The sequence below is a fragment of the Thiomicrorhabdus chilensis DSM 12352 genome (assembly GCF_000483485.1).
In the GTDB taxonomy this organism is placed as follows: domain Bacteria; phylum Pseudomonadota; class Gammaproteobacteria; order Thiomicrospirales; family Thiomicrospiraceae; genus Thiomicrorhabdus; species Thiomicrorhabdus chilensis.
Genome location: NZ_KI519609.1, coordinates 1,508,437 through 1,533,070 on the forward strand (window position 1 = coordinate 1,508,437; position 24,634 = coordinate 1,533,070).

The window sequence follows — 24,634 nt, forward strand, 5'->3', positions numbered from 1 at the left end:
AAGACACCCAAGCGTGCCTGCCGACTTGCCTTAATCACTTTTTAGCAATTCGTAATTTAAACCCGAATCTGGTAGGGTAACGCTAATTTTGTCAAAAAAAGATACCTATGTCTGTCTCCACACCGCGTTTACAATCCACATTATTGCTTCCCGTCTTTATTCCGGCAATTGCCGTTATCTTCTTAATCATTATTGGCACACTCAGTAACCCAGAGCTAGCCGGGAACTTCTTTGCAAGCACCCAGTCGAGCATCACTGAAAACTTCAGCTGGTTCTACATGTTGACCGTCGCCACTTTTTTAATATTTGTGGTATCGATTGCGATCTCGCCTTGGGGGAAAATCAAACTCGGACCCGACCATGCCGAACCTGAATATTCGTTTATCGCGTGGTTTGCCATGCTGTTTTCGGCCGGCTATGGCATTGCCCTGTTATTCTTTGGCGTCGCCGAGCCCGTCTTGCACTATGCCACGCCACCGGAAGGTGCGGCGGAGACTGTCGGCGCGGCCAAAGGCGCAATGCAAATTGCCTTCTTTCATTGGGGATTTCATATTTGGGCCATTTATGGCTTCGTAGGCCTTGTCTTAGCCTACTTCTCGTTTAGACATAACTTACCGCTTTCGATGCGCTCCACACTTTACCCTTTAATTGGCGAACGTATTTATGGCCACATTGGCCACAGCGTGGATACCTTTGCAATTTTAGGCACCGTGTTTGGTCTGGCGACCACCTTAGGACTGTCGGTCACCCAAATTAACGCTGGCGTTCATTACCTTTTACCATCGATACCGAATAACACAACAATACAAATCGTAGCGATAACCATCATTACAGGCTTGGCGATTTTTTCAGTGGTGGCCGGCATGGATAAAGGCATTAAGCGACTCTCGTTGCTGAACATTGGGTTAGCCATCGTTTTAATGTTATTTGTCTTTGTAACCGGGCCGTCCGTCTTTATTCTAGAGACCTTTTTGCAGAATACCGGCAGTTACCTGGGCAATATCGTTGAACGTACTTTCAATTTACAAGCCTACTCTTCGGGTGATTGGATTGGGGACTGGACCATATTCATCTTTGCCTGGACCATTGCCTGGGCACCTTTTGTGGGGCTCTTTATCGCCAAAATCAGCAAAGGTCGCACCATTCGTCAGTTTGTTCTAGGCGTCATGATCGTGCCCACCTTTTTTACGTTTTTTTGGTTTTCCGTGTTTGGCGATACCGCCTTGCATCTAATTATGCAAGAGGGCTACCACAGCTTTATTCAGGCGGTACAAAATGATCACGCCATCGCCCTGTTTCAACTGTTTGAACACCTACCTTTAAGCAGTATCATGTCTGCTTTAGCCGTCTTTTTGATCATCACCTTCTTTGTCACCTCGGCCGATTCCGGGGCCTTGGTGTTGGACTCATTAGCCTCTAACAGCAGTTCTGCGCCCCCAGTTTGGCAACGTATCTTCTGGGCCGCTTTACTCGGCACAGTGGCCGCCGTTCTGCTACTGGCCGGTGGCCTTAAAGCCCTGCAAACCGCCTCAATCGTCAGCGCCCTGCCTTTTGCCTTTATTATGTTGATTGCAATGGTCGGCATCTGGCGTGCGCTGGTTATTGAAAGCCAGCGAGAAGTCAGTCTACAAAGCGCTGTGCGCAATAGCGGTAAAATCCTGGAACAAGATGGCGACAACTGGAAAGATCGTCTAGCAAAACTGGTGGAATACCCCAGCAAAGAAGAGGTGTCAGACTTTATTAACGGCGTCGCCTATAAAAGCATGCAAACCGTACAACTCGAACTCAAACGTCGTGGTTGGGAATCCAACGTGTATATTGATAACGACCCACTCAGAACCCGCATCGAGGTCGTTAAGTCCGAACAGGTGCCTTTTATCTATGAAGTGCGCTTATGCGAACGCATTATTCCGGGATTTGCTTTCTCAGAAGTTCTGCTGGAGCCAGAATCCAACGCAAAAGAAGAGGAATCATTCTATTACCGTGCCGAAGTCTTCTTAAGAGAAGGCGCAGAAGCTTATGACGTATATGGTTACAGTCGCCACAACATGATTACCGACATACTCAACCACTTTGAACACTACCTACACAAACTGCACCACACCGCCGAGTTGTTGCCGTGGGATGTTGAGCAACACGAACAGCAACTGCAACCCAACTTAAACCTAAACGAAAAACCGTAAACAGAACCAATCAATCACATTGTAATAAAGGGCTTTGAGCCATTTTTTATTGAAAAATCTCACGTCGCCAATAACTGGGCAAAATAAGTGCCGCGAGTCTTTTTTCGCGGTGCTTATTTTGATCCACGTTGATTGGCCTTGTTAGATTATTTGTTATCAAGTTCATAACCAATTTCCCAAAAGTACATATCTACCAACTTCATTGGTGGGTAGCTAACACTGCTTCTTTTTAAGACTTCACTGTGAGCGCATAGAAAACTATTACGGTTTTCTTTGTAAAAATTCACAACAGAAGAAAAGTTTTTGGGCTTTAAACCGGAATAACTCAGACCTTTACTTCGTATACCATCAATAAAATAACGATCATATGCTGGAATACACCCTAAAGCCCCTAATATTATTTTAGTTGCTAAGGTATCTGTAACATTAACCTTCTTCTTTTCTCCATTCACAAAATCTATATTATTTTGATACCAATTTTTCACCCAAGATATTAACTCAAATATTTCTTTAATTTCTTTTTCTGTTGTATCAATAAAATTTAGTTTTTGAAGGTGTTTGTGTTGTATTAGGTGCGCTACTACCTCTTTATGAATGAGATAATCTTTCCATAATAAAAAGCTAGAGCCACGATACATTCCCCAGCTAGCCAAATAAAACGCCATTTGTAAGCAAGCAGTATCTATAACTGTTTTGTCTTGAATAAAATATGAATAACAATGCTCCCATGATTTATACCTATGATTGTCATTACCATCAAGCTGAGAGTGGAACCTTAATATTTTAGTGCTGATATCATCCATATTTTTCATCTAACGCCTCAATAACCGGCGCAGCTTTGCTGCGTCCGGCGCCGAAGACACGTAGTCAATTGACTTGTTATATTTTTAAACGATCTCATCTAATTCACAGGCCAGTATCTTTGGTTGTTGGACGTCAAGAATATCTCGCAATTTAGCTTGGTATTCATTCTGATTATTGAAATGGAAGAATCGCCCCTTAGTGCTACTTTTATTTTTTGGCCTTGGATTCCAATGTGTATAAATATGATATTTTCCGGCTGCAGTATATCCGCTAACTTTGCACAATCTTTCAGTGTTTGACTCTTCGGATTCGTGCAGTTTCTCATTATGCACTTCTAGTTCAAGCATTTTAGAAGAAGGCCATTTAACTTTCCATTTAGTACCTGATTGATCATGAACTTCGACTTTGACAATATCGAGAATACTTAAACCATCCGGCATTGAAATGCCAATTTCCTCTTTCTTCCCTTCAGTAATTTGCATTATGGATTTTGGCTGGTAATCGTATTTCCATCGGTTTTGATGCCATGCTCTGTGTCGAAATAATGATTGCCAGAAGCCTTTGGGCTTTATGAAATACCGGACATAATCAACGGTTACAGGTCGTTTTCCAACGGATCTAAGAGTCAATTTATGCTTTGGATGAGCGGAGCCAGTGGAATGCTCAAAGGAAAAATTAGACGAACACAAAAGTCTAGGTTGATCTTTTTTATGCTGCTTAAACCTAAGGGTCAGATTAGCTATCCCCGCAATGGTTCCTATGGTGCCAGTTACCGCACCCCATAGCGCTAAAGTTTGTGTTAGTGATTCTGCTTCCATGCTTTCTCGAAAATATAACGCTCCGCTCACCCGCACATACTGCGGAGAGCGTTTTTGTGTAAGTGGCGCGCAGCGACACACAAAAACGAGCGTAGCAGTATGTGTCGGTGTGAAGCGGCTTGTTATGTTCGATTCAGCCGATTTGTGACTGGCAACAGTAAATTTCGAAGCATTGTTAATGACTCTTCAGAATCTATTAGCATTTTTCGCACTGCTTGCTCATACTTCTCACGTGAAGGAAACAATGACTTCCTAGCAATAGATTCAAAAGCTGGGGTTTCCCGTAATGGATACCGAGAAATTAGTTTTTCAACATCTTTGTTATCAATTAACGCTGATATTAAATCATTTTCCTCTTGGAGAATCTGGGCTGTTGAAAAGGACACTTCAACATTGCCACCGAGTATTTGTCTCCAATCTGGGCATTCTCTATATGCGTGCTCTTTCACGCTCCTTTCAACTAACCGCGCGGCCATGCGATCTTTATGCTCGGTAACAGCTTGTATGACGGAATCAGTGATTTCAGTTATCGTGGCATCGATATCAATATCATTTACTATCGCCACACGTTGTAGAACAGCCTTAGTGACCGAGGGATGGTAATACAGTGACTCCACTGAATATTGATCCAGTGGAATGATTCCAGTCTCATGAAGTTGTTCACATTCTTCATCGGATCTGTTGTCCCTGTCGATTATGCCAAAAGCAGAAATCCAGTGATTATGTTCGGAAGCTCTAATTCCTGATACGACACGCTCGACATCTACGCAACTACCCAGCGGCTTAATACTTACTTGAGGGTACAAGATTTGGTAAAGCTGAAGGTCTAGGCTCGAACTGTTACCCTCGACAAATAGCAATATTCTTCGTGATCCAAGGATCGCTAGAGCCGTGTCCTCGTCCATTTCCTCTACGCGCTCAATATGGTCTGCTTTCCACTGCCGAGGCTGATGTGAATACTCTCTAAGTAAAATTGCACCAGACTTTTCTTGGTCATGTGGAAGAGTAATATCGTGAGTAGAAACAACCAAGGCACAATCGCTGCGATAGGAAAGTAAAGTGCTAATGAGAGGTGATACAATCGAGCGATGGAGGTGCCTTTCAGGTTCATCAAGTAATATCAAAGTGTTTTCTGGAGCTGTCAGAACATTGGCGATTATGAGTAGCGCGTTTCTCTCTCCGTCAGAAAGCTGCGCAATGCTATATGGGGCATAGCCATCCCTAACAGCAATCAATTTGCTGCCCTGATCCACGTCAACCTGAAAATGAAGGTTAGATATTCTAAGAATGTCATTCATTTTCGATATTGGTGCTTGTTCTCTGGCTAATGCTGCAACATCATCAGTCCTTCCAGCTCTAACAGCGTCGGCAATTTTTCGTGCATCAACATTTTCATAATCGATTAAGTCGAATATTGTCGCCTGCGACCTTTGGTGCGCGTAATCGTCTTTGTACCTGGATTGTTCATGGCGATCTTGGTTGTTGATATTCGTTTCCATCTGCTGCCGTGAGGCAGGCGTCAGATCAACAGAATCGGAATTCAGCCAAATCTGTCTGTGTGCTGTAATTCTCCGAACCTTCCCAGAATTCTGCGTGTTGAATTGATGCATCAAAGTAGACTTGCCAGTTCCATTTGGCCCAACCATAAAGATTATTTCACCTGACTTGATAGTAAGCTGCTTCTGCTCACCATTATTAGTCGGGAAATTTAAATTAAATTCGGTCATTTCTTTCCATACTCTCTAAGGAACATAACGATTAAGCTAAGCAGCTGCGCTTTAGCACAGTCGGCTTGAGTGTTTTGTTATGTGTTGGTGACATAATTTGACACTATATAGTTGATGAAGAAGCTTTAGGCTGAGCGAGGAATACACCATACAAACCTAGTGGCAAAGACAATGAAACCAAAGCAACCTTTTTGATTTTAACTTTAATTTTAATTTTCAGATTAACAATGATTTTAGTCATGTTGCACCTCCGTTACACAAAATTGAGTTTGGTTAATTATTACATTTGCTTTACCAGAGGGATTTGAACCCTCTGAACGTTTACTACTTACTACCATGATGCTACTTTGAGTTACACAATAGCTTTGGATCACGTCCCGCTCACTCTAAAACTCCCTCTCTTACTATTTATACATAACAACCAAGCTAAGCGGCTGCGCGTTAGCGCAGTCCGCTTGAGTGTTTTGTTAGCCAAATAACTTTATTTCTATTTTCGATCTTTATATTTTCCTTCTCTTCTTAAGGCGTCTAAATTATCTTGACCTTGTCTCATAGCTTTTTTAATAAACCAATATACTGGGTATAGAAAAAGTCCAATAACGAAAAACCCTGCCAATGTGCTTATGATAGATTCTAAAAATTCCATAATATTTCCTTTGCTACATTAGATATTTTTTTCAAGAGCTAACATTTAGTATAAGGCATTATTGCCCTGTTATCCGGTATTGCAAATGTTTTAAGTATCATTTTCACTACCATCTCTAAACATTGTTGATTTGACAGGTTATACAGTATTATTTGAATTTCCTATCATTATCCGAATAATTTGTTGTATGAATACTATCTCAAAAAAGCCTACTCTGCTAGAACAAATGCGTAATTCATTGCGTAGTGAGGGGTATGCCTATTCCACTGAAAATAGTTACTGTGATTGGGTAAAGCGATTTGTGAAATTTCATGGATTTTTAGAGCGTGAATCTATGCTGATTGATTCCAACTAAAGGGTCGAGCAGTTTTTAACCCATTTAGCAGTTGACAAAAATGTGGCACCATCCACGCAAAACCAGGCTTTAAATGCTTTAGTTTATTGCTATGACAAGGTTTTGCATGCGCCATTTTCAGAGGTCAAAGCCAGCCATTCTCGCAAAGAGCCAAGAATTCCAGTGGTGTTAACCAAGGAAGAGGTGGCTCAGGTTTTATCGGTTATGCAAGGTACAGCGGGGTTAATTACCAAGCTGTTATATGCAGGTGGTTTGCGCATTACTGAAGCAGCACGTTTGAGGGTTCAGGATATTGATTTTGGGTTTAAACAAATTACCGTGCGAGACGGCAAGGGCAAAAAAGACCGGGGAACGCCACTTTCTGTCAATTTGATTCCCTTACTTGAAAACCAATTAAAAAAAGTGAGGACGCTTCATCAGCAAGATTTGAGTAAAGGCTTCGGCTCGGTTTATTTGCCCTATGCCTTGGCGAAAAAATATCCCAAAGCCGATCAGGAGTTGAACTGGCAGTATGTTTTTCCAAGCCGTAATTTGGCGATGGATCCGCGTTCTGGTGTCACGCGCCGACATCATGTCGATCAATCAGTGGTGAATAAGGCCATTAAACGCGCAGTTAAACTGTGCGACATTACAAAAAAAGTCAGCGCACATACCTTTAGGCACTCTTTTGCCACGCATTTGTTGCAAACCGGCACCGACATTCGCACCATTCAAGCTTTATTAGGCCATGCTGATTTGCAAACTACGATGATTTATACCCATGTGTTAAAGCAAGGTGGTCAAGGCGTGGTCAGTCCGTTTGATAATTTGTAGCGTTATTATTGAGTTGTTCTGCTGGAGATCCTTCGGCTGCGCGCTGCGAAGCAAGCACTCCTGGGGTGCTCAGGATGACAGTTTTTTCGTTCAGAATGACAAGTGGTTTCACTCAAGATGGCAGGTGTTTTTGCTCAAGAAGATTGCTATTTTGAAGGCTTCCACAGCTTCACAGTATTCATGTAAAGCCAGAAACCAGCTAGGCTCTTAAAACACAAAAGCCCCAATCAGAATACTGACTGGGGCTTTATCAAGCAGGTGAAGCGGTGTGCGTTTAATCTACCGCAACCACTTCCACTTTGTAGTCCAACGTCTTGCCGGCCAATGGGTGGTTGCCGTCCAGATAGACTTTGTCTTCGGTGACTTCGATGATTTTGAAGGTGACGGTATTGCCTTCCGGGTCTTCGGTTTCGACGCTTGAGCCGATTTCAATCTCAACGTCTTCATCAAAGTTTTCTGGTCCGGCAAACACCACCAAGTCTTCATTGACCGGGCCGTAGGCTTTTTCGGGCTCCAAAGTGACTTTAGCCTCAAAGCCCGGCTCTTCGCCTTGCATCAACTCTTCCAATCCGGGAATGATTTCGCCTTCGCCCTGGATGTAAATCACCGGCTCGCCGCCGAAAGTGGTGTCAATGACTTCGCCCGAATCGTCACGCAATTCATAATGGAAGGTGACGCGACTGCCCTTTTTAATTTTCATATCTGTCCTTTCGATCAAATTTTGCTTTAAAATAAGTTGCAAACATTTTACCGTAAAGAGAAGTGGAATGCGTCAGATTATATTGGATACGGAAACCACCGGGGTGGAACCGCATAACGGGGATCGCATCATTGAAATTGGTGCGGTGGAACTGGTTAAGCGCCGCCTGACCCACAACAACTATCACCAATACATTCAGCCGGAACGCGAGGTGCCGCAAGAGGTCATCGAGGTTCACGGTATCACCAACGAGTTCTTGGTGGGCAAACCGGTGTTTGCCGAGGTGGTGGATGCGTTTATGGAGTATGTGGCCGGTGCGGAACTGATTATCCACAACGCGCCGTTTGATGTGGGCTTTATCAACAACGAGCTGTCGTTGCTGGCAAACAACAAATGGGGCAAACTGGAAGACCACTGCACCATCACCGACACCTTGAAAATGGCGCGCAAGGCCTATCCGGGGCAACGCAACTCGTTGGATGCATTGTGCAAACGCCTGATGGTGGACAACTCCAACCGAACCTTGCACGGCGCCCTGCTCGATTCCGAGATTCTGGCGGATGTGTATCTGACCATGACCGGCGGGCAAACCAAGTTGTCGCTGAACGCCGACGATAACGAAGGCGGTGAGCGCGATGCTTCGCTGCACAAAATCAGTCGTGATCGCTTGCCGTTGAAAGTGCTTTACGCCAATGATGAAGAACTCACCCGCCACCAGACCAAACTGGGTGAAATCAGCAAAAAAAGCGGCTTGGAACTCAACTGGTAAGCCCGTAATTTAGCGTTCTTTTTTTGATTTAGCCTCATTTAAAAACCAGCAGGCCTGGTATGGAAGCTTCCTACCAGGCCTGTTCATTTTCAAAAAGCGTTTACTTTTTACCATCCGACAACGCGTTTAAGCGCGGTACGAAAATTCGATTAAACCCTTTTTTCAGGCTTTTCCGGCCAGAAGTTCATCAATCGCCTCGTTCGCCAATTCATCGACACGTTCATTTTCCGGATGCCCGGAATGGCCTTTGACCCAAAACCAATCGACCGTATGCGGGGCGATGGCTTGATCCAAGCGCTGCCACAGCTCTTTGTTTTTAACCGGCTTGTTGGCGGCGGTTTTCCAGCCTTTCTTTTTCCAGCCGTCCATCCATTGGGTAATGCCGTTTTTAACGTATTGCGAATCGGTGGTGATCTTGACGTGACACGGACGGGTCAGCGCCTCAAACGCCTGGATGGCGGCCATCAATTCCATCTGGTTATTGGTGGTCTCGGCTTGCGAACCTTTCATTTCCTTGATGTGCTCGTTAAAACGCAACAAGGCGCCCCAGCCGCCCGGCCCCGGATTGCCGCGGCAGCCGCCGTCGGTAAAGATTTCGATTACTTGCAATTGAGACTCTCTTTTAATTTCATCTTGGTTTGTTTGTTTGGCTGAGTCACCGACTCAGCCTGTTTTTTGTGCGCGTTTCGTGAAGCCAGCTGCGGGGCTTTGCCCCAATTAAACCAGCGCGTGCGCCGCCAGCTCAGCCCCACCATACGCGGGGCGTCCACGCGTTTGCGCGCCACAATACAATAGACATTACCAAACTGCAATCCCATGCGGCTCAAGGCGCGTTCCAGCCTTTCCAGCAGGCGCCAGCCGAGTTTACCCGAATCGGATGTGGTTCCGGCAAAACAGGAGATGGTGCTGTACTTGACCTTTTCGATGTCATAACCCAACACCTCCAGCCACTCTATCACACGCTGGCTGCGCACCAGATTGGCCTCACGAAACGCCTTGCCCTGCTTGCTGAAACGGTTTTTAAGAATGCCGCAGGCATAGGGGTTGAACCCGGTGAGCACCAGATGCCCTTCCGGCATCAGCATCGAATCGACCTGGCGCAGAATGTAGTAAGGATCCTGCACGGTTTCCAATGTATGTGGCAAAAGCATTACATCCACCGACTCCTTGTCAATCGGCAGGTAATCCAAATCGGCTTTGATCCAATGAACGCTGTGGGGTTCGTTTTTGTCTGTCGATAAAGATTTCACCAAAGCGGGATCAATCCGGTCATCCAGAATGAGTTTTTCGGAGACCCGACTGAACTCGATCCAGTCCATCTGCGAGGTGCAGCCCAATTGAACGAAAAAATAGCCGAAGAGATTGGCAATGGCGGATTCAAGCAGACGCGACTCTTGTTCATGCAAAAGCCGCCCGCCCGGATTACGATACCAATGTTTTAGAAACTGCTGAAATCCCTGATTCACCGCGATTTCTCCCCGGTTTTCCTATAGAGAGAGCTTAGCAGGAGATGGATGCACAATCAAAAATGGTTAAAATCTACCTGCTTTGCGTTGAAAAACTTGCCAATAGCCGGCTATTAGCTACATTTTTCGCCTTAATCAGGCAAATTTTTCCTCATTTTTGTTTTGCGCCCCACTCATGCAAAGCTCTCTAATAAACAGAAAACAAATTTGTTAAAATGGCCTCAATTATATCAACTCCGTTACCCAAAAAAGACAAGCTTCTATGAATATCATTGGCATACCGGCACTGGTGGGCACTTACGACAACTACATCTGGGTGTTGCACCAGTCACAAAACGCCTGGGTCGTCGACCCCGGAGAATCAGATCAAGTCATTGATTTTCTATATAAAAATTCGCTGACACTGAAGGGTATCCTAATCACCCACGCGCATCATGACCATGTCAATGGCATTGCGGCTTTAAAAACCGCTTTTGCGGATGCCATCGTTTACGGGCCGGCCGATGCACAAACAGCCGGCGTTGAAATCGGCCTTAAAGAAGGCGATCAGCTTGAGCTGACCCCAAACTTTGAACTCAAAGTTTTGGAAACACCGGGGCATACTCTGGATCACCTAGCCTACTACAACGACAATGCGCTGTTCTGCGGCGACACCTTGTTTACAGCCGGTTGCGGACGCAAGTTCACCGGAAGCTATGCGCAGTTTGCAGATTCCATCCTCAAACTGCGCCAGCTGGATGAGACCACCGGATTCTATTGCGCTCATGAATACACCTTGACCAATTTAAAATTCGCCTACCTGGTGGAACCGGAAAACCCGGCGTTGATCGAACGCATCCGCACCACCCGGATTGATTACCCGCAAATCCATCAAGGGGCGCAGTCGACCATAGCCGAAGAAAACGCCACCAACCCGTTTTTGCGTTTTGACACGCCCGCCATCAAAGCCAAGCTGTTACAACGCGGTGCCGTGGATACATCGGAAAGCCTGTTCAAAACCTTACGTCTATGGAAAGACGAACTCGACCAGTCCGGTGAGCTCGACCACATTGATTTAACCTCCCTCTCGGTTTCTTAAGGATGAGAAGCTTGATATCCCTCAAAGAGAACAATACGACCATCATGAACATCCTAGATTCCACCCGTAGATCGAATTCTGAAGAAACCACTCCCCTGCTGCTAAAACCCTTATTGGCAGGACTCTGTGCGCTGGGACTATTGTCCGGTTGCGCCCAGTTGCCCTCTGCAAGTAAGTCTGACACCAGCACGCACTTGAGCGCCTTGCAAGGAAGCTTGGCTCCGTCTCTTGACTCTTCCGACAAGCCAACCGATTTGACGACACAAACCGCCAAGGTGAGCGTCACCAATGACCATCCTTGGCTCGAAGAATCCAAGCTCACGGCATTACAGCATGACAACCTGTGGGATGATATCGCTTCAAAACTCGTAATGGGCGACCAGCACCTTGAGGATTTTGAGAGCTACTTGGCGTTTTATCTGAGAAACCATCGCCACCTCGAACGCGTATCCGAACGCGCCAAACCCTATCTGCATTACATCGTTTCCGAAGTCAAAAAGCGCAACATGCCTTATGAAATCGCGCTCTTGCCAATCATCGAAAGCGGATTCAAACCGGAAGCGCGTTCCCATCAACGGGCCGTGGGATTATGGCAATTCATTCCACAGACCGGGCACCTTTATGGCTTGGATCAAAACTGGTGGTACGACGGTCGTCAAGATGTGGTGCAAAGCACCGAAGCGGCACTAAATTACCTGCAAAAACTTTATGAGCTGAACGACAATGATTGGCTGTTGGCGCTGGCCTCCTATAACGGCGGCATCGGTAACGTCTGGAAAGCGGTCAAACGCTACCAGAGAAAACACCCCGAAAACAAAACGCCTGATTTTTGGCAAATTCGCCGCTACCTGCCCAAAGAGACTCAACATTACGTGCCGCAGCTGCTGGCGGTCTCACATCTTGTAAAAAATCGAGGCCAATACGAAGTTCAATTGGAACCCATTGATAACAAACCTTATTTTGAGGTTGTTGAGCTGGAAAAACAGGTGGCGCTCAATACGGTGGCTTCGCTTTCGGACACGCCGCGCGAGTTGTTTTCAAAACTCAATCCCGGCTATTTAAGACCGGCCACCCCGCCAAACGGCCCTTTTCACATTGTATTGCCGCTTGAGAACCATCAGCAGTTCCAAAGCAAACTGAATGACAAAGCCTTGTTTGACATTCATTGGAAAAAACACAAAATCAAATCGGGTGACACCTTGAGTGAGATCGCCCAGCAATACCAGACTTCCACTCGAGCCATCCAGAAGCTCAACCATATGAAAGACCACAATATCCGTATCGGCAAAACGTTGTTGATTCCGGTGCCTCAGCAGTTTGTTCCGCAACTGGCCCAAAACGAGCAAAAGAGCCAATACACCGGACCGAAGTTTTACCACAGCGTAAAATCCGGCGAATCCTTATGGACCATTGCCCGCTACTACAATACCGATACCAAAACTCTTTGCGACTGGAACCGGATACGTGCCGACCAGCCTCTGCGCAAAGGCCAAAAACTGGCCATCCATTCCGATCAATACGGTTACCAAACACACTATGTTCTGAAAAAGAACGAGAGTTTGTGGGTGGTGGCGCAAAAATTTGGCGTGACCACACAAGAATTGAGCCGCTGGAACAAGATCAAACGAAATCAGGTACTTCAACCTGGCATTAAACTAACGATCTGGCAACCGCGTGGCAAACAGGCCGCCGGCTATAGACAGTATGTGGTTAAATCCGGCGACAGCCTTTGGAACATCGCACGCGCCAATAACCTCTCCACCAAAACCATTGCGCGTTATAATCAAATGACCGAAAAAGAATACCTTAAACCCGGCCAGGTTCTAAAAATACCTTATGACCAAGAAACTTAAATACGGCGCGCCGACTTTATTGGTTCGCGTCTTATCGAGATTGAAGTCACCTCCAAAGTCGGCCTCTGCATTTACAAAATGGGGGCTTGGTCTGATGCTGTTAATGGGATCCGCGCAACTGATGGCGGCCACCCAACTCACGACCAACCAGCAAGCCTATCTTGACGCTTATCAGGCCGTCAAAAGCAACGACCGGCCCAGCATCGCCAAATACAAAGCCCAACTGCAAGACTATGCGCTTTACCCCTACGTTCTTTATCACGACTATCGCTTGCATTTCGACACCACGCCCACGCAGCTGGTCTTGAAGTTTATTGAAGATAACCGCAACAATTATCTGGGCGACCGCCTCTATACCAAATGGCTGAGACATCTGGGTAAAAAGCGCCACTGGAAAACCTATCTTAAACACTACAAACCGCAAAAAAGCCGAGACCTTCAGTGTTTTGCGGTTCGGGCACAAGCCCAGCATAACCAACTCAAAACCGCTCTAACCAGCGCCAAGCAGTTATGGCAGACCGGTCAGGAGTTGAGTCAGGCTTGCCAACCGGTAGACGCTCTGCTGAAAAAACACAAAGCCCTCACCGGCTCGATGATCTGGCAGCGGATTGATTTGGCCATGCAAAAGAACCGCACATCTTTGGCCAAAAAGCTCTCAAAACTGCTCTCCCGTAAAGAGCGAGCCATGCTCGAAACCTGGCTGGACATTTACCGTCATCCGCACAAAATAGAAAAACCGCTGCCGAGCAGCCTGAATGCTGTGGTCAGAAAACAGATTTTCACCCAAGGCGTCAAACGCCTGGCGAGTCGTAAACCTGAACAAGCCGAGCAGAGCCTGAAGCGATTCCACAAACAATACGGCCTTTCCACGGCGCAGTATCAAACCCTGTTGCGATCCATTGCGTTACGCAGCGCTTACCGTTATGACCCAACTGCGGAGACCTTTCTGCAAGAAGTCAACGGCAATGGTGAGTCTTCCGAAGACAGTTTACGCTGGCAGGCACAAATTGCGCTGAAGCAGTCTAACTGGCCTTTGCTTCTGGAAACGATCGGTTTGATGGATGCAGAACAGCAATCCGAAAAACAGTGGCAATATTGGAAAGCCCGAGGCTTAGCGGCTACCGGCCTGACAAAGCAGGCTAACGCAATTTATCGAAACTTGGCTAAAGAACGCCATTTCTACGCTTTCTTGTCGGCCGATATTTTGAGAAGTCCATACCAATTCAATCCTGATCCGGTTAAGCCGGTGGACAGCCAGGCCTTGATCAAGAAATACCCGCAACTGCAGCGCATGCAGGAGTTGCTGGCAATTGACTGGATGATCAGCGCCAAACGCGAATGGTATAGTTTATTGAACCGTCTGGATTCGAGCGAACTGCATGCGGTGGCCATACTCACCAACCAGTGGCAACAGCACTCCATGGCGATCACCACCGCCGCGAGAGCCAACAAATGGAACGATCTGGCGATTCGTTTTCCGACCCCACACAAAACCCCGGTGATGCAAAGTGCCGATAAACACGGGGTCGATCCCGCTTGGGTCTATGGCGTCATCCGCCGGGAAAGCGCATTTTCCGATTCGATTCGATCGTCTGCCGGGGCGATCGGCCTGATGCAACTGATGCCCAAAACCGCTCAGTACATCGGCAGAAAAATCGGCATTCGCAAAACCTCATATCGGGTATTGACCGAACCGAAATCGAACATTGAATTGGGCAGCGCCTATTTGAGTTATCTCTATAAAAAATATGATGGCAACAGAGTGCTGGCCACCGCCGCCTACAACGCCGGCCCCAACCGCGTGGATGCCTGGATGCCCAAGGATCGATTTCTTCCGGCCGACCAATGGATCGATTCCATCCCCTTTTCAGAAACCCGCGCTTACGTCAAAGCGGTATTGGAATACACCACCATCTTCAAATCCATCCTCAATAAAAAATACGACCGCCTGGAGGATGTGATGCCGCCTATTGGGCTCTCCGCTTCATAAACACGGTTTTAGACACTCACAAAAAAAGAAATTTTGGACAAAAAAAACCCCGAAACGAGTCGGGGTTTAAATATTATCTCATATAGAAATAATCAGAGGAGGATACTCATGAAGAAACATGATTGAGGCTAATTATATTAGTAGTTTCTAATTTCGTCAACCTCTAATATGAATTTAATTCACAAAATTCTTTTTTGCCATCAATCACTTACAAAGAATACGGAAATTTAACCGGGCTTAAATGCGAATCCTCTACGTTTATCCAAGCAGCATAAAAACGACTGATTTTACAGGTATTTTTCGCTAATCTGATTACGTTCTGCGCCAGCTGGTACCCTCTGCCGTATCCAGCAATTCAATGCCTTGTTCCAGCAACAAATCGCGAATCTCATCGGAACGCGCAAAGTTTTTATCGGCTCGTGCCTGTTTACGTTCTTCAATCAAGGCTTCGATCTGGGTTTCGTCAAATTCCGAATCGGACGGCTGGGATTTAAAGAACATTTCCGGGCTTTGCGTTAACAGACCAATCTGATTGGCCAGCTTGACCAACAAACCGCACAGGCCTGCGTCTTTCTGTTTATTGACCTCTTTGGCCAATTCAAACAGCACCGCCATGGCTTTAGGCGTGTTGAAATCGTCGTTCATGACATCCATGAAATCTTTTTCAAACTGAGAGTCTTGCATCGCTTCTCCCGGCTCAACGGCCTCTAAAGCCGAATAGAGTCTTCCTACGCTGGCTTTGGCCGCTTCCAAATTCTCCTGTGAATAATTCACCGGACTACGGTAGTGGCTGGCCAATAGGAAGTAACGAATCACTTCCGGGTGGTACATCTTCAAGACTTCGCGAATGGTGAAGAAGTTATTCAGGGATTTGGACATCTTCTCGTCGTCGATGCGCACAAAACCACAGTGCATCCAGGTGTTCACATAATGCTCGCCGGTGGCGCATTCGGACTGGGCAATTTCGTTTTCATGATGCGGAAACGATAAATCCATGCCGCCGCCGTGGATGTCGAAATGGTTGCCCAGACATTTGGTGGACATGGCCGAACATTCGATATGCCAACCGGGACGACCGTCACCCCAATTGGAATCCCAAGCCGGCTCGTTTTCCTTGGAGGCTTTCCACAATACAAAATCCATCGGATCTTGTTTGATTTCATTGACCTCAACACGCGAACCGGCTTCAAGCTCTTCCAGGTTCTTACCGGATAAACGGCCGTACTCTTTAAACGATTTCACCTTGAAATAGACATCGCCATTGGTCGCCGGATAGGCATAACCTTTGTCGATCAGAGTCTGGATCATCTGCTGGATCTCATCCATATATTCGGTCGCTTTGGGCTCCATGTCCGGACGCAACACATTCATGGCCGCTTCATCGGCATGCATCTCTTCAATCATGCGGGTGGTCAGAGCCTGGATCGATTCGCCGTTTTCAAGCGCGCGTTTGATGATTTTGTCGTCGATATCGGTGATGTTACGCACGTAATTGACGTCATATCCCAAGCTGCGTAAATGGCGCACCACGGTATCGAACACCACCATCACTCGGGCATGGCCGATATGACAGAAATCATAGACCGTCACTCCGCACACATAAATGCCGACCTGGCCGGGGTGAATCGGGGTAAACAGCTCTTTCTGACGAGTTTCGGTGTTATAGATATGCAATGCCATCATTATTTCCATGCCTATTCTTGATGATTGAATAAAAAGGTTAAAAACTAAATCGAACCCGGCTGACCAGGCCTGCTGATTTTCGCAGAGCGTTTTTTTGAAGCACTCTGCACATTCATGCGCAAAACCTGCAGAAACGTTTCAGGTCGACTGAGCCTAATGTTAGAATGTTGCCTATTGTACCTTATGAGGCCTTTGTTAAGAGTCGCAGACGTTAAATTTTGTTTAGCCTGACACTTTTTACAAGGCATTGTGAACTCAAGGTGCCCCCAACCCATTTTCCGGAGTGAATCAATATGAGAAGAAGACTTTTTTTGGCTCTGCCGTTTGCGTTAATCGGGCTGTTTTTCAGCGCCGTCGGTCACGCCCAATCCGAAACCGATAAATCCGACAACGCCCTGCCGCAGGTTTTGCTTGAAACCAATATGGGCAATATTGTCATCGAACTCTACCCTGAAAAAGCGCCAAAAACAGTGGAAAACTTTCTGGCTTACGTTCACGAAGGGTTTTATGACGGCACCATTTTTCACCGTGTGATTCCAAACTTCATGATTCAAGGCGGCGGCTTCACCGAGAGCATGAACAAGAAAATCACCCGTGCCCCGATTCTTAACGAAGCCGATAACGGATTGCGCAACCGCATCGGAACCGTGGCAATGGCACGCACCAACGATCCACATTCCGCCACCGCACAGTTCTTCATCAACGTGGCGCAAAACAGCTTTTTGGATTTTCGTGAAAAGACCGCCCGTGCTTATGGCTACACCGTTTTCGGACGTGTCATCAAAGGCATGAAAACGGTCAACCAAATCCGCATGGTCAAAACCGGCTTCAAAAACGGCCATGGCGATGTACCGCTGCAAACCGTGGTGATCGAGAAAGTCCGCCAGATCAAATAATTGTTTGATAACCGCAATACATTAACAATAACAGTAAACGCAACATAAGGAATTTTCATGCCTAAAGTGATCATTGAAACCACCATGGGAAACATCACCGTTGAACTGGATGCCGACAAAGCACCGGTTGGAACCGAGAACTTCATCCACTACGTGATGGATGGCTTTTTCAACGGCACATTGTTCCACCGCATCATCCCCAACTTCATGGTGCAAGGTGGCGGCATGCTACCGGGAATGGAAGACAAACCTTCCGGTGAACCGATTGAAAACGAAGCCGACAACGGCTTGAAAAACGAACGCGGCACCTTGGCTTATGCACGTACCATGGACCCGCACTCGGCCACCACGCAGTTCTTTATCAACCTGAAAGACAACAGCTTTCTGGACCATACCGGTAAAGATACACAAGGCTGGGGTTATGCGGTATTCGGCAAGGTGGTCGACGGCATGGATGTAGTGGATGCGATGGCTAAGGTTGAAACCACCAGCCGCCGTGGACACCAAGACGTTCCGGTAGAGGACATCCTCATCACCAAAACCACCTTGATTGAAGACTGAGTTTTCAAAACTTGGAAACAATCAAGCCTCAGCGTTTGTTGTTTAAAAGCCTTTAGAACTCCTTTAGAACTTTAAAAAACACACGTCATTCAAAACCAGCAGGCCTGCTGGTTTTTTTATGCCTGTCGACAATGACACCGCCTATTCAACAAAAAACGCTTGCAAAGCCTTACCTTGTCCAACAGCTCTGGTAAAATCGTGCTATGAGCAAACACACCCTCTTCATCGCTGACGTACACCTGCAACCGGACGACAATCACCCGATCAATTTGGCGTTTTCCGATTTTTTGGCCACTCAGGTGCCTCAGGCGGACGCGCTTTACATTCTGGGCGACCTGTTCGAGATGTGGGTCGGCGACGACATCGGTCTGCCGCTTTATAAAACGGTGATTGAACAATTCAAATCCCTGACCGACACAGGCCTGCCCATTTACCTGCTGTTTGGAAACCGTGATTTCCTAATGCGTCGCAAGTTTTGGCAAGAAACCGGCATCCAGCCCCTATCCGATCCCAAGGAGGTTGAACTTTACGGTTTGCCGGTGCTGCTGATGCACGGCGACAGTTTATGCACCGATGATCGAGAGTATCAAAAAATGCGCAAAATCCTGCGTTTTCCGTTGGTGACGTGGCTGTTTTTAAAACTGCCTAAACGCCGACGTTTGAAAATTGGGGAATCAATGCGTGAAAAATCCAAGCGTTTCAGCCAAAATAAGCCGGAAAACATCATGGACGTGAATCCAAAAGCGGTGACGCAAGTGTTGCAGCAACACCCCAAGGTTCGACACCTGATTCACGGCCACACCCATCGCCCCGGGCATCACGCCGTAAAGGTCGGCGGCGAAAGCAAACATCGCTGGGTATTGGGCGATTGGCGGCCACAAACGCAGGTTTTAAGAATCGATCATGATCAGACGGTGCAGCTGGTTGTCTACCCAAACCCTGAACACTCGCCGCTTATTCTACCTCAAACAACAGAGGCCAATACTGAGAAACCCAACTAGGCCTCCAGCTTAAGAAACTTGAATTCAATCTCGGCATCATCACTCAAGGTGAAACGCACTTTTTCCGAAACCCTTCCCGCTTCCTGAGTGCCCGAACAGGTCCAGGCGATGTGCCAGCCATAAGAATAGTCGCATCGGTAAAGATTGTCTTTCAGGAACTTTACCTGATCGACCTTCATGTCCCCCGAAAAAACCGCGGCCTGGCTGATGTGAGAGAGATCCTGCACAAAGGCCTCCTGAAGTTCTGTGTCTTCAAGCTGTTTTTCAATGACCTGCTTCAAATCCGTAACCAATTCATCGCCATGTTGCAGATCGCGACCGATCCATTCCGTCAAAACCCGTTTCATTCTTTCCTTCTCAAAACCAGCAGGCCTGGTTAAAAGCATGCTTAGACAAACTGACCAGGCCTGTTCAAATTATTAATGGATTGCAAAACTTAAAAGTGCTTGGAAACCAATACATCCTTTTCGCCTTCGGACTTGGCGATGACCACCGCACCGACTGAATCGCTGAAAATATTCACTGCGGTTCGCATCATATCCAGAAGTCGATCCACCACCAATAGCAAACCGATCGCTTCGGCCGGCAAGCCGACCGCCACCAAAATAATACTGATGGCCACCAGGCTCGCAGATGGAATCCCGGCCACCCCAATCGAAGTCGTCAGGGCAATGACCACAATCAACAACTGGGTGGCGAAGTCCAAAGGCACGCCGAACAGTTGCGCGATAAAGACCGCCGCCACACACTCATATAAAGCCGTACCGTCCATATTCACCGTCGCCCCCAACGGTAACACGAAACTGGCGACCCTGTTGGAGACGCCGGCGCGTTTTTCCAGCGCGTTCATCGAGATCGGCAAGGTGGACGAAGACGAGCTGGTTGAAAACGCGGTCAACAAGGCCGGAGCCATGGCCTGAAAATGCAGCCATGGGTTTTTGACCCCACCGAAAAAACGTAAAATCAACGGCATCACCACCAACAGGTGAATCGCCAAAGCCAATACGACCGTGACAAAAAACAGCGCCAGATTGCCAAACTGGTCAAACCCGGTTTTGGCGACCGAAGCCGCCACCAAACCAAACACCCCCAAAGGCGCGAACTTCATAATCCAGGCGGTGATCAACATCATCACGTCAAACACCCCCTGCCAGAAATCCATCAAGGTCTCTCGCGGGGAGCCTTCAATCAATGTCATGAAATACCCGAACAGCAAACTGAAGAAGATCAAGCCCAGCATCTGTCCCTGAGCGGCGGCATCGACAATGTTGGTCGGCACCATGCGAAGGAACACATCCACCACGTCACCGGCGGATTTTCCCGCCACGGCTTGAGTGACCTGTTCATTGGCCTCAATGACCGGTGCCGGATTATCGGAAACGCCCGGCTGAATCACATTGACCAGTACCAACCCGATGAGAATGGCGATAAAACTGGTGGCCACATAATAAGTCAGCGTCTTGCCTCCCAAACGACCGAATCCACCTTGTGTGCCGATATTACCGATACCGGTGATGATGGCCGAGACCACCAACGGCACCACAATCATCTTCAAGGCGTTTAAAAACAGGGTTCCAATAAAGGTGTAAACCGCCAACCAGTGAATACCCAGAACCGTGCCTTCCGTGCCGGTCAGACTTCCCATGATCGCCGCCAAAGCCAGCGCAATTAAAATTTGCCAATGCAAAGCCATTTTCATATCGTTTCTTCTCTGTTAGTTCGACAAACGTTTTCTTATGCCGCCAGTCTATACAAAAAAAGCGCCTTAGGCGCTTTTAGTTACTATCACAATCCAGTCTAGATATCCGGGCATTGCTGCCAGGCCATAAAGGAGCCCAAGTTGTAGACTTCATCAAAACTCTGCGACAACAAAATCTGCATGGCCATGTGTGAACGCTGACCGGAACGACAGAACACGATTACAGGACGGTCTTTATCCAACATACTTTCGCCAACACGGTCAATGTCTTGCAATGGAATGTTGACGGCCCCTGGTAGCTTGCTCATGGCAAATTCTTCTGGGGTACGCACGTCAACCAACTGTGCATTTTTTTCTTTAATTAGACGCTTGGCGTCATCGCAAGGAATAAACATTTTCTACTCAAACTCCACTTGTTCTGTTTTTTATTATGGTGCGTAATATACCGCAAGGGTTTCAAAACAACCAATTCAAACTGATTGTCGTTGCCCAAATAAATCCTATGGCCATAATCGCGGCAAGGACATCGTCAAGCATGATGCCGAAACCGCTTGATACTTTCTCGTCCGCCCAACCAATCGGCCAGGGTTTGGCGATATCGAAAACCCGGAAAGCCACAAAGGCAAACAGCCAATAATGAAATGTCTGTTCAGGCAAACACAACAATACCAGCCAAATTCCGACAAACTCATCCCAAACAATCCCGCCATGGTCATGAACACCAAGAAGTTCGGATGCTCGCCCGCAAATCCACACACCCGCAATGGTCGAGACTGCTAACAGCGCCCATGCCAAGGGTTGACTCCACAGCAAAAGAGGCAAAAAGAGCAATAAACCAACCAGGGTGCCTGCGGTGCCCGGCCCTTTTGGAGCAAGACCCGAGCCAAAACCAAAACCCAGCAACAAGGCTGGGTTTTGGAAAAGCGCTCTGAACGTTGGCCGGGATTGTCCCATAAAACGGTTATTTAGACTGTGAACGTTTTTTTGCAGCCGTTCTTAGACGCAACGCATTCAGCTTGATAAAGCCTTCAGCATCCTTATGGTCATAGGCTCCACCGTCTTCTTCAAAGGTTGCGATGGCTTCGTCAAACAAACTGTTTTCAGACGTACGGCCCACCACAATGACATTGCCTTTATACAATTTAAGACGCACATTACCAGAAACATTGGCTTGCGACTGGTCAATCAAAGCCTGCAACATTTCCCTTTCTGGTGCAAACCAGAACCCGTTATAGATCATTTCTGCATATTTCGGCATCAATTCATCTTTAAGATGGGCCGCATTGCGATCCAAAGTCAAAGACTCCATCGCGCGGTGTGCTTTCAACATAATGGTTCCGGCCGGGGTTTCATAACAACCACGTGCTTTCATGCCGACAAAACGGTTTTCAACGATGTCATCACGCCCGATACCGTTTTCACCGCCCACTTTGTTCAAAAACTCCATTACGGTTGCCGGAGACATGGCTTCACCATTAATGGAGACGATGTCACCTTTTTCGTAGCCGATATCCAAGTAAGTCGGCTCATCCGGTGCGTTTTCCGGTGAAACGCTCCACAACCACATATCTTCTTCCGGTTCATTGGCCGGATCTTCGATAATGCCACCTTCATAGGAGATGTGCAGTAAGTTGGCATCCATTGAATAAGGTGACTTCTTGCCTTTTTTCTTCTCGATCGCAATGCCATGCTCTTCGGCGTAGGCCATCAGCTTTTCACGCGAAAGCAGATCCCACTCACGCCATGGCGCGATCACCTTGACATCCGGCATCAATGCATAGGCGTTCAATTCAAAACGAACCTGGTCATTGCCCTTACCGGTGGCGCCGTGAGAGATGGCATCGGCACCAGTTTCCTGGGCGATTTCTACCAAACGTTTGGAAATCAACGGACGGGCAATAGAGGTTCCAAGACGGTACTCGCCTTCATAGATGGCATTGGCGCGCATCATCGGAAAAACAAAATCACGTGCGAATTCTTCACGCAGGTCTTCGATATAGATCTCTTTAATGCCCATGGCTTCGGCTTTGGCGCGAGCCGGTTCAACTTCTTCACCCTGTCCGATATCAGCGGTAAAGGTCACCACTTCACACTGATATTCATCCTGTAACCACTTAGCAATAATTGAGGTATCCAAACCACCCGAATAAGCCAATACGACCTTTTTTACTTCAGACATAATTGTTTTCCTTAATGCGTTCTATTATTTGCGCGGATTATACATTAAAATCACCTTTTAAGATTAATAAAAAGATGGTTCATCATGAAGTTATTCGACTTTTTCAAGGTCGCTCCGCAATACCTGCTCCCTAAACATATGCTATCAGAAGGCATGCACTGGTTTATGCAGGTGGAAACCCCTTGGATCAAAAACAACACCATCAAACTGCTCAGCAAAGTCTATAAAATTGACGTCAGCGAAGCACTTGAAGAAGACATCACCGCCTACCCACATTTCAACGCTTTTTTCACCCGCGCATTAAAAGCCGACGCCCGACCGATTGACGAAGAAGCCAATAGCTGGGTGAGCCCGGCGGATGGCTTGATCAGCCAATCCAGCAGCATTGAAAACAACCGCATCATTCAGGCAAAATGCCATGACTATACGGTGGAGGCCTTGGTGGGCGGAGACATCGAATACGCCAAAAAATTCCATAACGGCGAAACCGCCGTCATTTACCTGTCTCCCAAAGATTATCACCGCGTTCACATGCCGGTTGATGCCAAACTGCTTTCGATGACTTATGTGCCCGGTGACCTGTTTGCCGTCAACCCGGCGACGGTGCGCAATATCGACGGTTTGTTTGCCCGCAACGAGCGTGTGGTGATCCGTTTTGAAAATGAACACGGCCCCTTCTGCCTGATTTTGGTTGGAGCGATTTTTGTGGGCAGTATGGAAACCGTCTGGGAAGGAAAAATCACCCCCGATTACGAGCCGTTGATCAAACATTGGGACTATGCCGAAAAAAATCTCACTTTCGACAAAGGCGATGAGATTGGGCGCTTTAACATGGGCTCAACCGTGGTATTATTAACCCCAAATGGTCAAGTGCCCGAACTCGGTCAGATTCGTCAAAACACGCCAATCAAGATGGGAGAGAGAATCGCATCCTACCCGTCTGACATGGTGTCTGCCGACTCTGCTGACAGTAACGACTTCAATTTTTCAACTGAGGAATAAATATGAAACAGATTACCGCAATCATTAAACCGTTTAAGTTAGACGATGTCCGTGATGCCCTGCACGAAATCGGCATCCACGGGATGACTGTAACCGAAGTAAAAGGCTACGGCCGTCAGAAAGGCCACACTGAGATGTACCGTGGTGCGGAATACGTGGTCGACTTTCTTCCTAAGTTGAAATTGGAAATTGCGATAGCGGAAAATGTGGTTGAACCGGCGATTGAAGCCATTATCAATGCGGCCCAAACCGGTAAAATCGGTGATGGTAAAATCTTTGTGACCAACATTGAACAGACCATCCGTATCCGTACTGGCGAAACGGGTGAGGAAGCGCTTTAATCTCAAGCGTCAAGATAATCCGTTATCGATATCAACGCCGCTTAAGCGGCGTTTTTTATGCTCGAAATCA

At 47.1% G+C, this 24,634-nt stretch carries 24 protein-coding genes and 1 pseudogene; 11 read left to right on the forward strand and 14 right to left on the reverse strand.

The window, feature by feature from the left end; translation table 11 throughout:
- Positions 1-107 precede the first annotated feature (107 nt).
- Positions 108-2,183 (forward strand): BCCT family transporter, encoded by a 2,076-nt coding sequence (locus B076_RS0107260; protein ID WP_028486727.1) that lies wholly within the window; start codon positions 108-110, stop codon positions 2,181-2,183.
- Positions 2,184-2,329: 146 nt separating this feature from the next.
- Here B076_RS0107260 and B076_RS0107265 read toward each other — a convergent pair whose 3' ends face one another.
- The 5 genes from B076_RS0107265 to B076_RS13285 all read right to left on the reverse strand — a co-directional run bounded on the left by B076_RS0107265 (position 2,330) and on the right by B076_RS13285 (position 6,178).
- On the reverse strand, positions 2,330-2,995 hold the full coding sequence (locus tag B076_RS0107265; RefSeq protein ID WP_028486728.1) for a hypothetical protein: 666 nt from the start codon (positions 2,993-2,995) through the stop codon (positions 2,330-2,332).
- Between the two features lie 75 nt (positions 2,996-3,070).
- Positions 3,071-3,805 carry a hypothetical protein gene (locus B076_RS0107270; protein WP_028486729.1) on the reverse strand — a complete coding sequence of 245 codons (735 nt, stop codon included), beginning with the start codon at positions 3,803-3,805 and terminating at the stop codon, positions 3,071-3,073.
- A 122-nt stretch (positions 3,806-3,927) separates the two neighbouring features.
- Positions 3,928-5,532 carry an AAA family ATPase gene (locus B076_RS0107275; RefSeq protein WP_028486730.1) on the reverse strand — a complete coding sequence of 535 codons (1,605 nt, stop codon included), beginning with the start codon at positions 5,530-5,532 and terminating at the stop codon, positions 3,928-3,930.
- 103 nt (positions 5,533-5,635) lie between these two features.
- Entirely contained in the window at positions 5,636-5,773 is a 138-nt protein-coding gene (locus tag B076_RS13280; RefSeq protein ID WP_157753532.1) for a hypothetical protein, read from the reverse strand.
- Positions 5,774-6,019: 246 nt separating this feature from the next.
- Entirely contained in the window at positions 6,020-6,178 is a 159-nt protein-coding gene (locus B076_RS13285; RefSeq protein WP_157753533.1) for a hypothetical protein, read from the reverse strand.
- Positions 6,179-6,404: 226 nt separating this feature from the next.
- On the opposite strand from B076_RS13285, the pseudogene B076_RS12395 reads away from it, so the two are divergent.
- Positions 6,405-7,346, forward strand: a pseudogene (locus B076_RS12395) (integron integrase).
- Positions 7,347-7,620: 274 nt separating this feature from the next.
- On the opposite strand, the gene B076_RS0107290 reads toward B076_RS12395, so the two are convergent.
- Positions 7,621-8,046, reverse strand: coding sequence for an FKBP-type peptidyl-prolyl cis-trans isomerase (locus B076_RS0107290; protein WP_028486731.1), 426 nt, complete (start codon positions 8,044-8,046; stop codon positions 7,621-7,623).
- A 67-nt stretch (positions 8,047-8,113) separates the two neighbouring features.
- Between B076_RS0107290 and dnaQ the strand changes: the two genes are divergently transcribed.
- Positions 8,114-8,815 (forward strand): DNA polymerase III subunit epsilon, encoded by a 702-nt coding sequence (gene dnaQ, locus B076_RS0107295; RefSeq protein ID WP_028486732.1) that lies wholly within the window; start codon positions 8,114-8,116, stop codon positions 8,813-8,815.
- Between the two features lie 162 nt (positions 8,816-8,977).
- Here the strand turns inward: dnaQ and rnhA are convergent, their stop codons facing one another.
- The gene (gene rnhA / locus B076_RS0107300) at positions 8,978-9,424 is read right to left on the reverse strand and encodes a ribonuclease HI (protein ID WP_028486733.1); all 447 of its coding nucleotides are present in this window, start codon (positions 9,422-9,424) and stop codon (positions 8,978-8,980) included.
- Entirely contained in the window at positions 9,415-10,281 is an 867-nt protein-coding gene (locus tag B076_RS12400) for a class I SAM-dependent methyltransferase (protein WP_051347237.1), read from the reverse strand. The genes rnhA and B076_RS12400 overlap by 10 nt, the downstream gene beginning before the upstream one ends.
- A 262-nt stretch (positions 10,282-10,543) precedes the next feature.
- Here B076_RS12400 and gloB point away from each other — a divergent pair, with 262 nt between their 5' ends.
- The 3 genes from gloB to B076_RS12410 are packed head-to-tail and all read left to right on the forward strand — an operon-like array spanning position 10,544 to position 15,202.
- Positions 10,544-11,359 carry a hydroxyacylglutathione hydrolase gene (gene gloB, locus B076_RS12405; RefSeq protein WP_038150479.1) on the forward strand — a complete coding sequence of 272 codons (816 nt, stop codon included), beginning with the start codon at positions 10,544-10,546 and terminating at the stop codon, positions 11,357-11,359.
- A 2-nt stretch (positions 11,360-11,361) separates the two neighbouring features.
- The gene (locus B076_RS0107315; protein WP_157753534.1) at positions 11,362-13,212 is read left to right on the forward strand and encodes a LysM peptidoglycan-binding domain-containing protein; all 1,851 of its coding nucleotides are present in this window, start codon (positions 11,362-11,364) and stop codon (positions 13,210-13,212) included.
- Positions 13,196-15,202 carry a transglycosylase SLT domain-containing protein gene (locus B076_RS12410; protein WP_051347238.1) on the forward strand — a complete coding sequence of 669 codons (2,007 nt, stop codon included), beginning with the start codon at positions 13,196-13,198 and terminating at the stop codon, positions 15,200-15,202. The genes B076_RS0107315 and B076_RS12410 overlap by 17 nt, the downstream gene beginning before the upstream one ends.
- A gap of 312 nt (positions 15,203-15,514) precedes the next feature.
- Here the strand turns inward: B076_RS12410 and cysS are convergent, their stop codons facing one another.
- Positions 15,515-16,882: a cysteine--tRNA ligase gene (cysS, locus tag B076_RS0107325; RefSeq protein WP_028486735.1), complete on the reverse strand. Its 1,368-nt coding sequence runs from the start codon at positions 16,880-16,882 to the stop codon at positions 15,515-15,517.
- A 296-nt stretch (positions 16,883-17,178) separates the two neighbouring features.
- Here cysS and B076_RS0107330 point away from each other — a divergent pair, with 296 nt between their 5' ends.
- The 3 genes from B076_RS0107330 to B076_RS12415 all read left to right on the forward strand — a co-directional run bounded on the left by B076_RS0107330 (position 17,179) and on the right by B076_RS12415 (position 19,343).
- On the forward strand, positions 17,179-17,781 hold the full coding sequence (locus B076_RS0107330; RefSeq protein WP_028486736.1) for a peptidylprolyl isomerase: 603 nt from the start codon (positions 17,179-17,181) through the stop codon (positions 17,779-17,781).
- 57 nt (positions 17,782-17,838) lie between these two features.
- Positions 17,839-18,342, forward strand: coding sequence for a peptidylprolyl isomerase (locus B076_RS0107335; RefSeq protein ID WP_028486737.1), 504 nt, complete (start codon positions 17,839-17,841; stop codon positions 18,340-18,342).
- 203 nt (positions 18,343-18,545) lie between these two features.
- Positions 18,546-19,343, forward strand: coding sequence for a UDP-2,3-diacylglucosamine diphosphatase (locus B076_RS12415; RefSeq protein WP_084205728.1), 798 nt, complete (start codon positions 18,546-18,548; stop codon positions 19,341-19,343).
- Here B076_RS12415 and B076_RS0107345 read toward each other — a convergent pair.
- From B076_RS0107345 to B076_RS0107365, 5 genes are all read right to left on the reverse strand, one after another.
- On the reverse strand, positions 19,340-19,690 hold the full coding sequence (locus tag B076_RS0107345) for a hypothetical protein (RefSeq protein ID WP_028486738.1): 351 nt from the start codon (positions 19,688-19,690) through the stop codon (positions 19,340-19,342). The two genes, B076_RS12415 and B076_RS0107345, sit on opposite strands and share 4 nt — an antisense overlap.
- A gap of 89 nt (positions 19,691-19,779) precedes the next feature.
- On the reverse strand, positions 19,780-21,042 hold the full coding sequence (locus B076_RS0107350) for a dicarboxylate/amino acid:cation symporter (RefSeq protein WP_028486739.1): 1,263 nt from the start codon (positions 21,040-21,042) through the stop codon (positions 19,780-19,782).
- Between the two features lie 98 nt (positions 21,043-21,140).
- Positions 21,141-21,437: a rhodanese-like domain-containing protein gene (locus B076_RS0107355; RefSeq protein ID WP_028486740.1), complete on the reverse strand. Its 297-nt coding sequence runs from the start codon at positions 21,435-21,437 to the stop codon at positions 21,141-21,143.
- 61 nt (positions 21,438-21,498) lie between these two features.
- The gene (locus B076_RS0107360; RefSeq protein WP_028486741.1) at positions 21,499-21,996 is read right to left on the reverse strand and encodes a phosphatidylglycerophosphatase A family protein; all 498 of its coding nucleotides are present in this window, start codon (positions 21,994-21,996) and stop codon (positions 21,499-21,501) included.
- 7 nt (positions 21,997-22,003) lie between these two features.
- Positions 22,004-23,221 carry an argininosuccinate synthase gene (locus B076_RS0107365; RefSeq protein ID WP_028486742.1) on the reverse strand — a complete coding sequence of 406 codons (1,218 nt, stop codon included), beginning with the start codon at positions 23,219-23,221 and terminating at the stop codon, positions 22,004-22,006.
- Positions 23,222-23,305: 84 nt separating this feature from the next.
- Here B076_RS0107365 and asd point away from each other — a divergent pair, with 84 nt between their 5' ends.
- Positions 23,306-24,223 (forward strand): archaetidylserine decarboxylase, encoded by a 918-nt coding sequence (gene asd / locus B076_RS12420; RefSeq protein ID WP_038150480.1) that lies wholly within the window; start codon positions 23,306-23,308, stop codon positions 24,221-24,223.
- Between the two features lie 2 nt (positions 24,224-24,225).
- Positions 24,226-24,564 (forward strand): P-II family nitrogen regulator, encoded by a 339-nt coding sequence (locus tag B076_RS0107375; protein ID WP_028486743.1) that lies wholly within the window; start codon positions 24,226-24,228, stop codon positions 24,562-24,564.
- The last annotated feature ends 70 nt before the right edge of the window (positions 24,565-24,634 follow it).

Bases quoted from the DNA above. Each gene is read 5' to 3' on its own strand.
- B076_RS0107260 (WP_028486727.1), top strand. From the start codon at position 108: ATGTCTGTCTCCACACCGCGTTTACAATCCACATTATTGCTTCCCGTC.
- B076_RS0107265 (WP_028486728.1), bottom strand. From the start codon at position 2,995: ATGAAAAATATGGATGATATCAGCACTAAAATATTAAGGTTCCACTCT.
- B076_RS0107270 (WP_028486729.1), bottom strand. From the start codon at position 3,805: ATGGAAGCAGAATCACTAACACAAACTTTAGCGCTATGGGGTGCGGTA.
- B076_RS0107275 (WP_028486730.1), bottom strand. From the start codon at position 5,532: ATGACCGAATTTAATTTAAATTTCCCGACTAATAATGGTGAGCAGAAG.
- B076_RS13280 (WP_157753532.1), bottom strand. From the start codon at position 5,773: ATGACTAAAATCATTGTTAATCTGAAAATTAAAATTAAAGTTAAAATC.
- B076_RS13285 (WP_157753533.1), bottom strand. From the start codon at position 6,178: ATGGAATTTTTAGAATCTATCATAAGCACATTGGCAGGGTTTTTCGTT.
- B076_RS0107290 (WP_028486731.1), bottom strand. From the start codon at position 8,046: ATGAAAATTAAAAAGGGCAGTCGCGTCACCTTCCATTATGAATTGCGT.
- dnaQ (WP_028486732.1), top strand. From the start codon at position 8,114: ATGCGTCAGATTATATTGGATACGGAAACCACCGGGGTGGAACCGCAT.
- gloB (WP_038150479.1), top strand. From the start codon at position 10,544: ATGAATATCATTGGCATACCGGCACTGGTGGGCACTTACGACAACTAC.
- B076_RS0107315 (WP_157753534.1), top strand. From the start codon at position 11,362: ATGAGAAGCTTGATATCCCTCAAAGAGAACAATACGACCATCATGAAC.
- B076_RS12410 (WP_051347238.1), top strand. From the start codon at position 13,196: ATGACCAAGAAACTTAAATACGGCGCGCCGACTTTATTGGTTCGCGTC.
- cysS (WP_028486735.1), bottom strand. From the start codon at position 16,882: ATGGCATTGCATATCTATAACACCGAAACTCGTCAGAAAGAGCTGTTT.
- B076_RS0107330 (WP_028486736.1), top strand. From the start codon at position 17,179: ATGAGAAGAAGACTTTTTTTGGCTCTGCCGTTTGCGTTAATCGGGCTG.
- B076_RS0107335 (WP_028486737.1), top strand. From the start codon at position 17,839: ATGCCTAAAGTGATCATTGAAACCACCATGGGAAACATCACCGTTGAA.
- B076_RS12415 (WP_084205728.1), top strand. From the start codon at position 18,546: ATGAGCAAACACACCCTCTTCATCGCTGACGTACACCTGCAACCGGAC.
- B076_RS0107345 (WP_028486738.1), bottom strand. From the start codon at position 19,690: ATGAAACGGGTTTTGACGGAATGGATCGGTCGCGATCTGCAACATGGC.
- B076_RS0107350 (WP_028486739.1), bottom strand. From the start codon at position 21,042: ATGAAAATGGCTTTGCATTGGCAAATTTTAATTGCGCTGGCTTTGGCG.
- B076_RS0107355 (WP_028486740.1), bottom strand. From the start codon at position 21,437: ATGTTTATTCCTTGCGATGACGCCAAGCGTCTAATTAAAGAAAAAAAT.
- B076_RS0107360 (WP_028486741.1), bottom strand. From the start codon at position 21,996: ATGGGACAATCCCGGCCAACGTTCAGAGCGCTTTTCCAAAACCCAGCC.
- B076_RS0107365 (WP_028486742.1), bottom strand. From the start codon at position 23,221: ATGTCTGAAGTAAAAAAGGTCGTATTGGCTTATTCGGGTGGTTTGGAT.
- asd (WP_038150480.1), top strand. From the start codon at position 23,306: ATGAAGTTATTCGACTTTTTCAAGGTCGCTCCGCAATACCTGCTCCCT.
- B076_RS0107375 (WP_028486743.1), top strand. From the start codon at position 24,226: ATGAAACAGATTACCGCAATCATTAAACCGTTTAAGTTAGACGATGTC.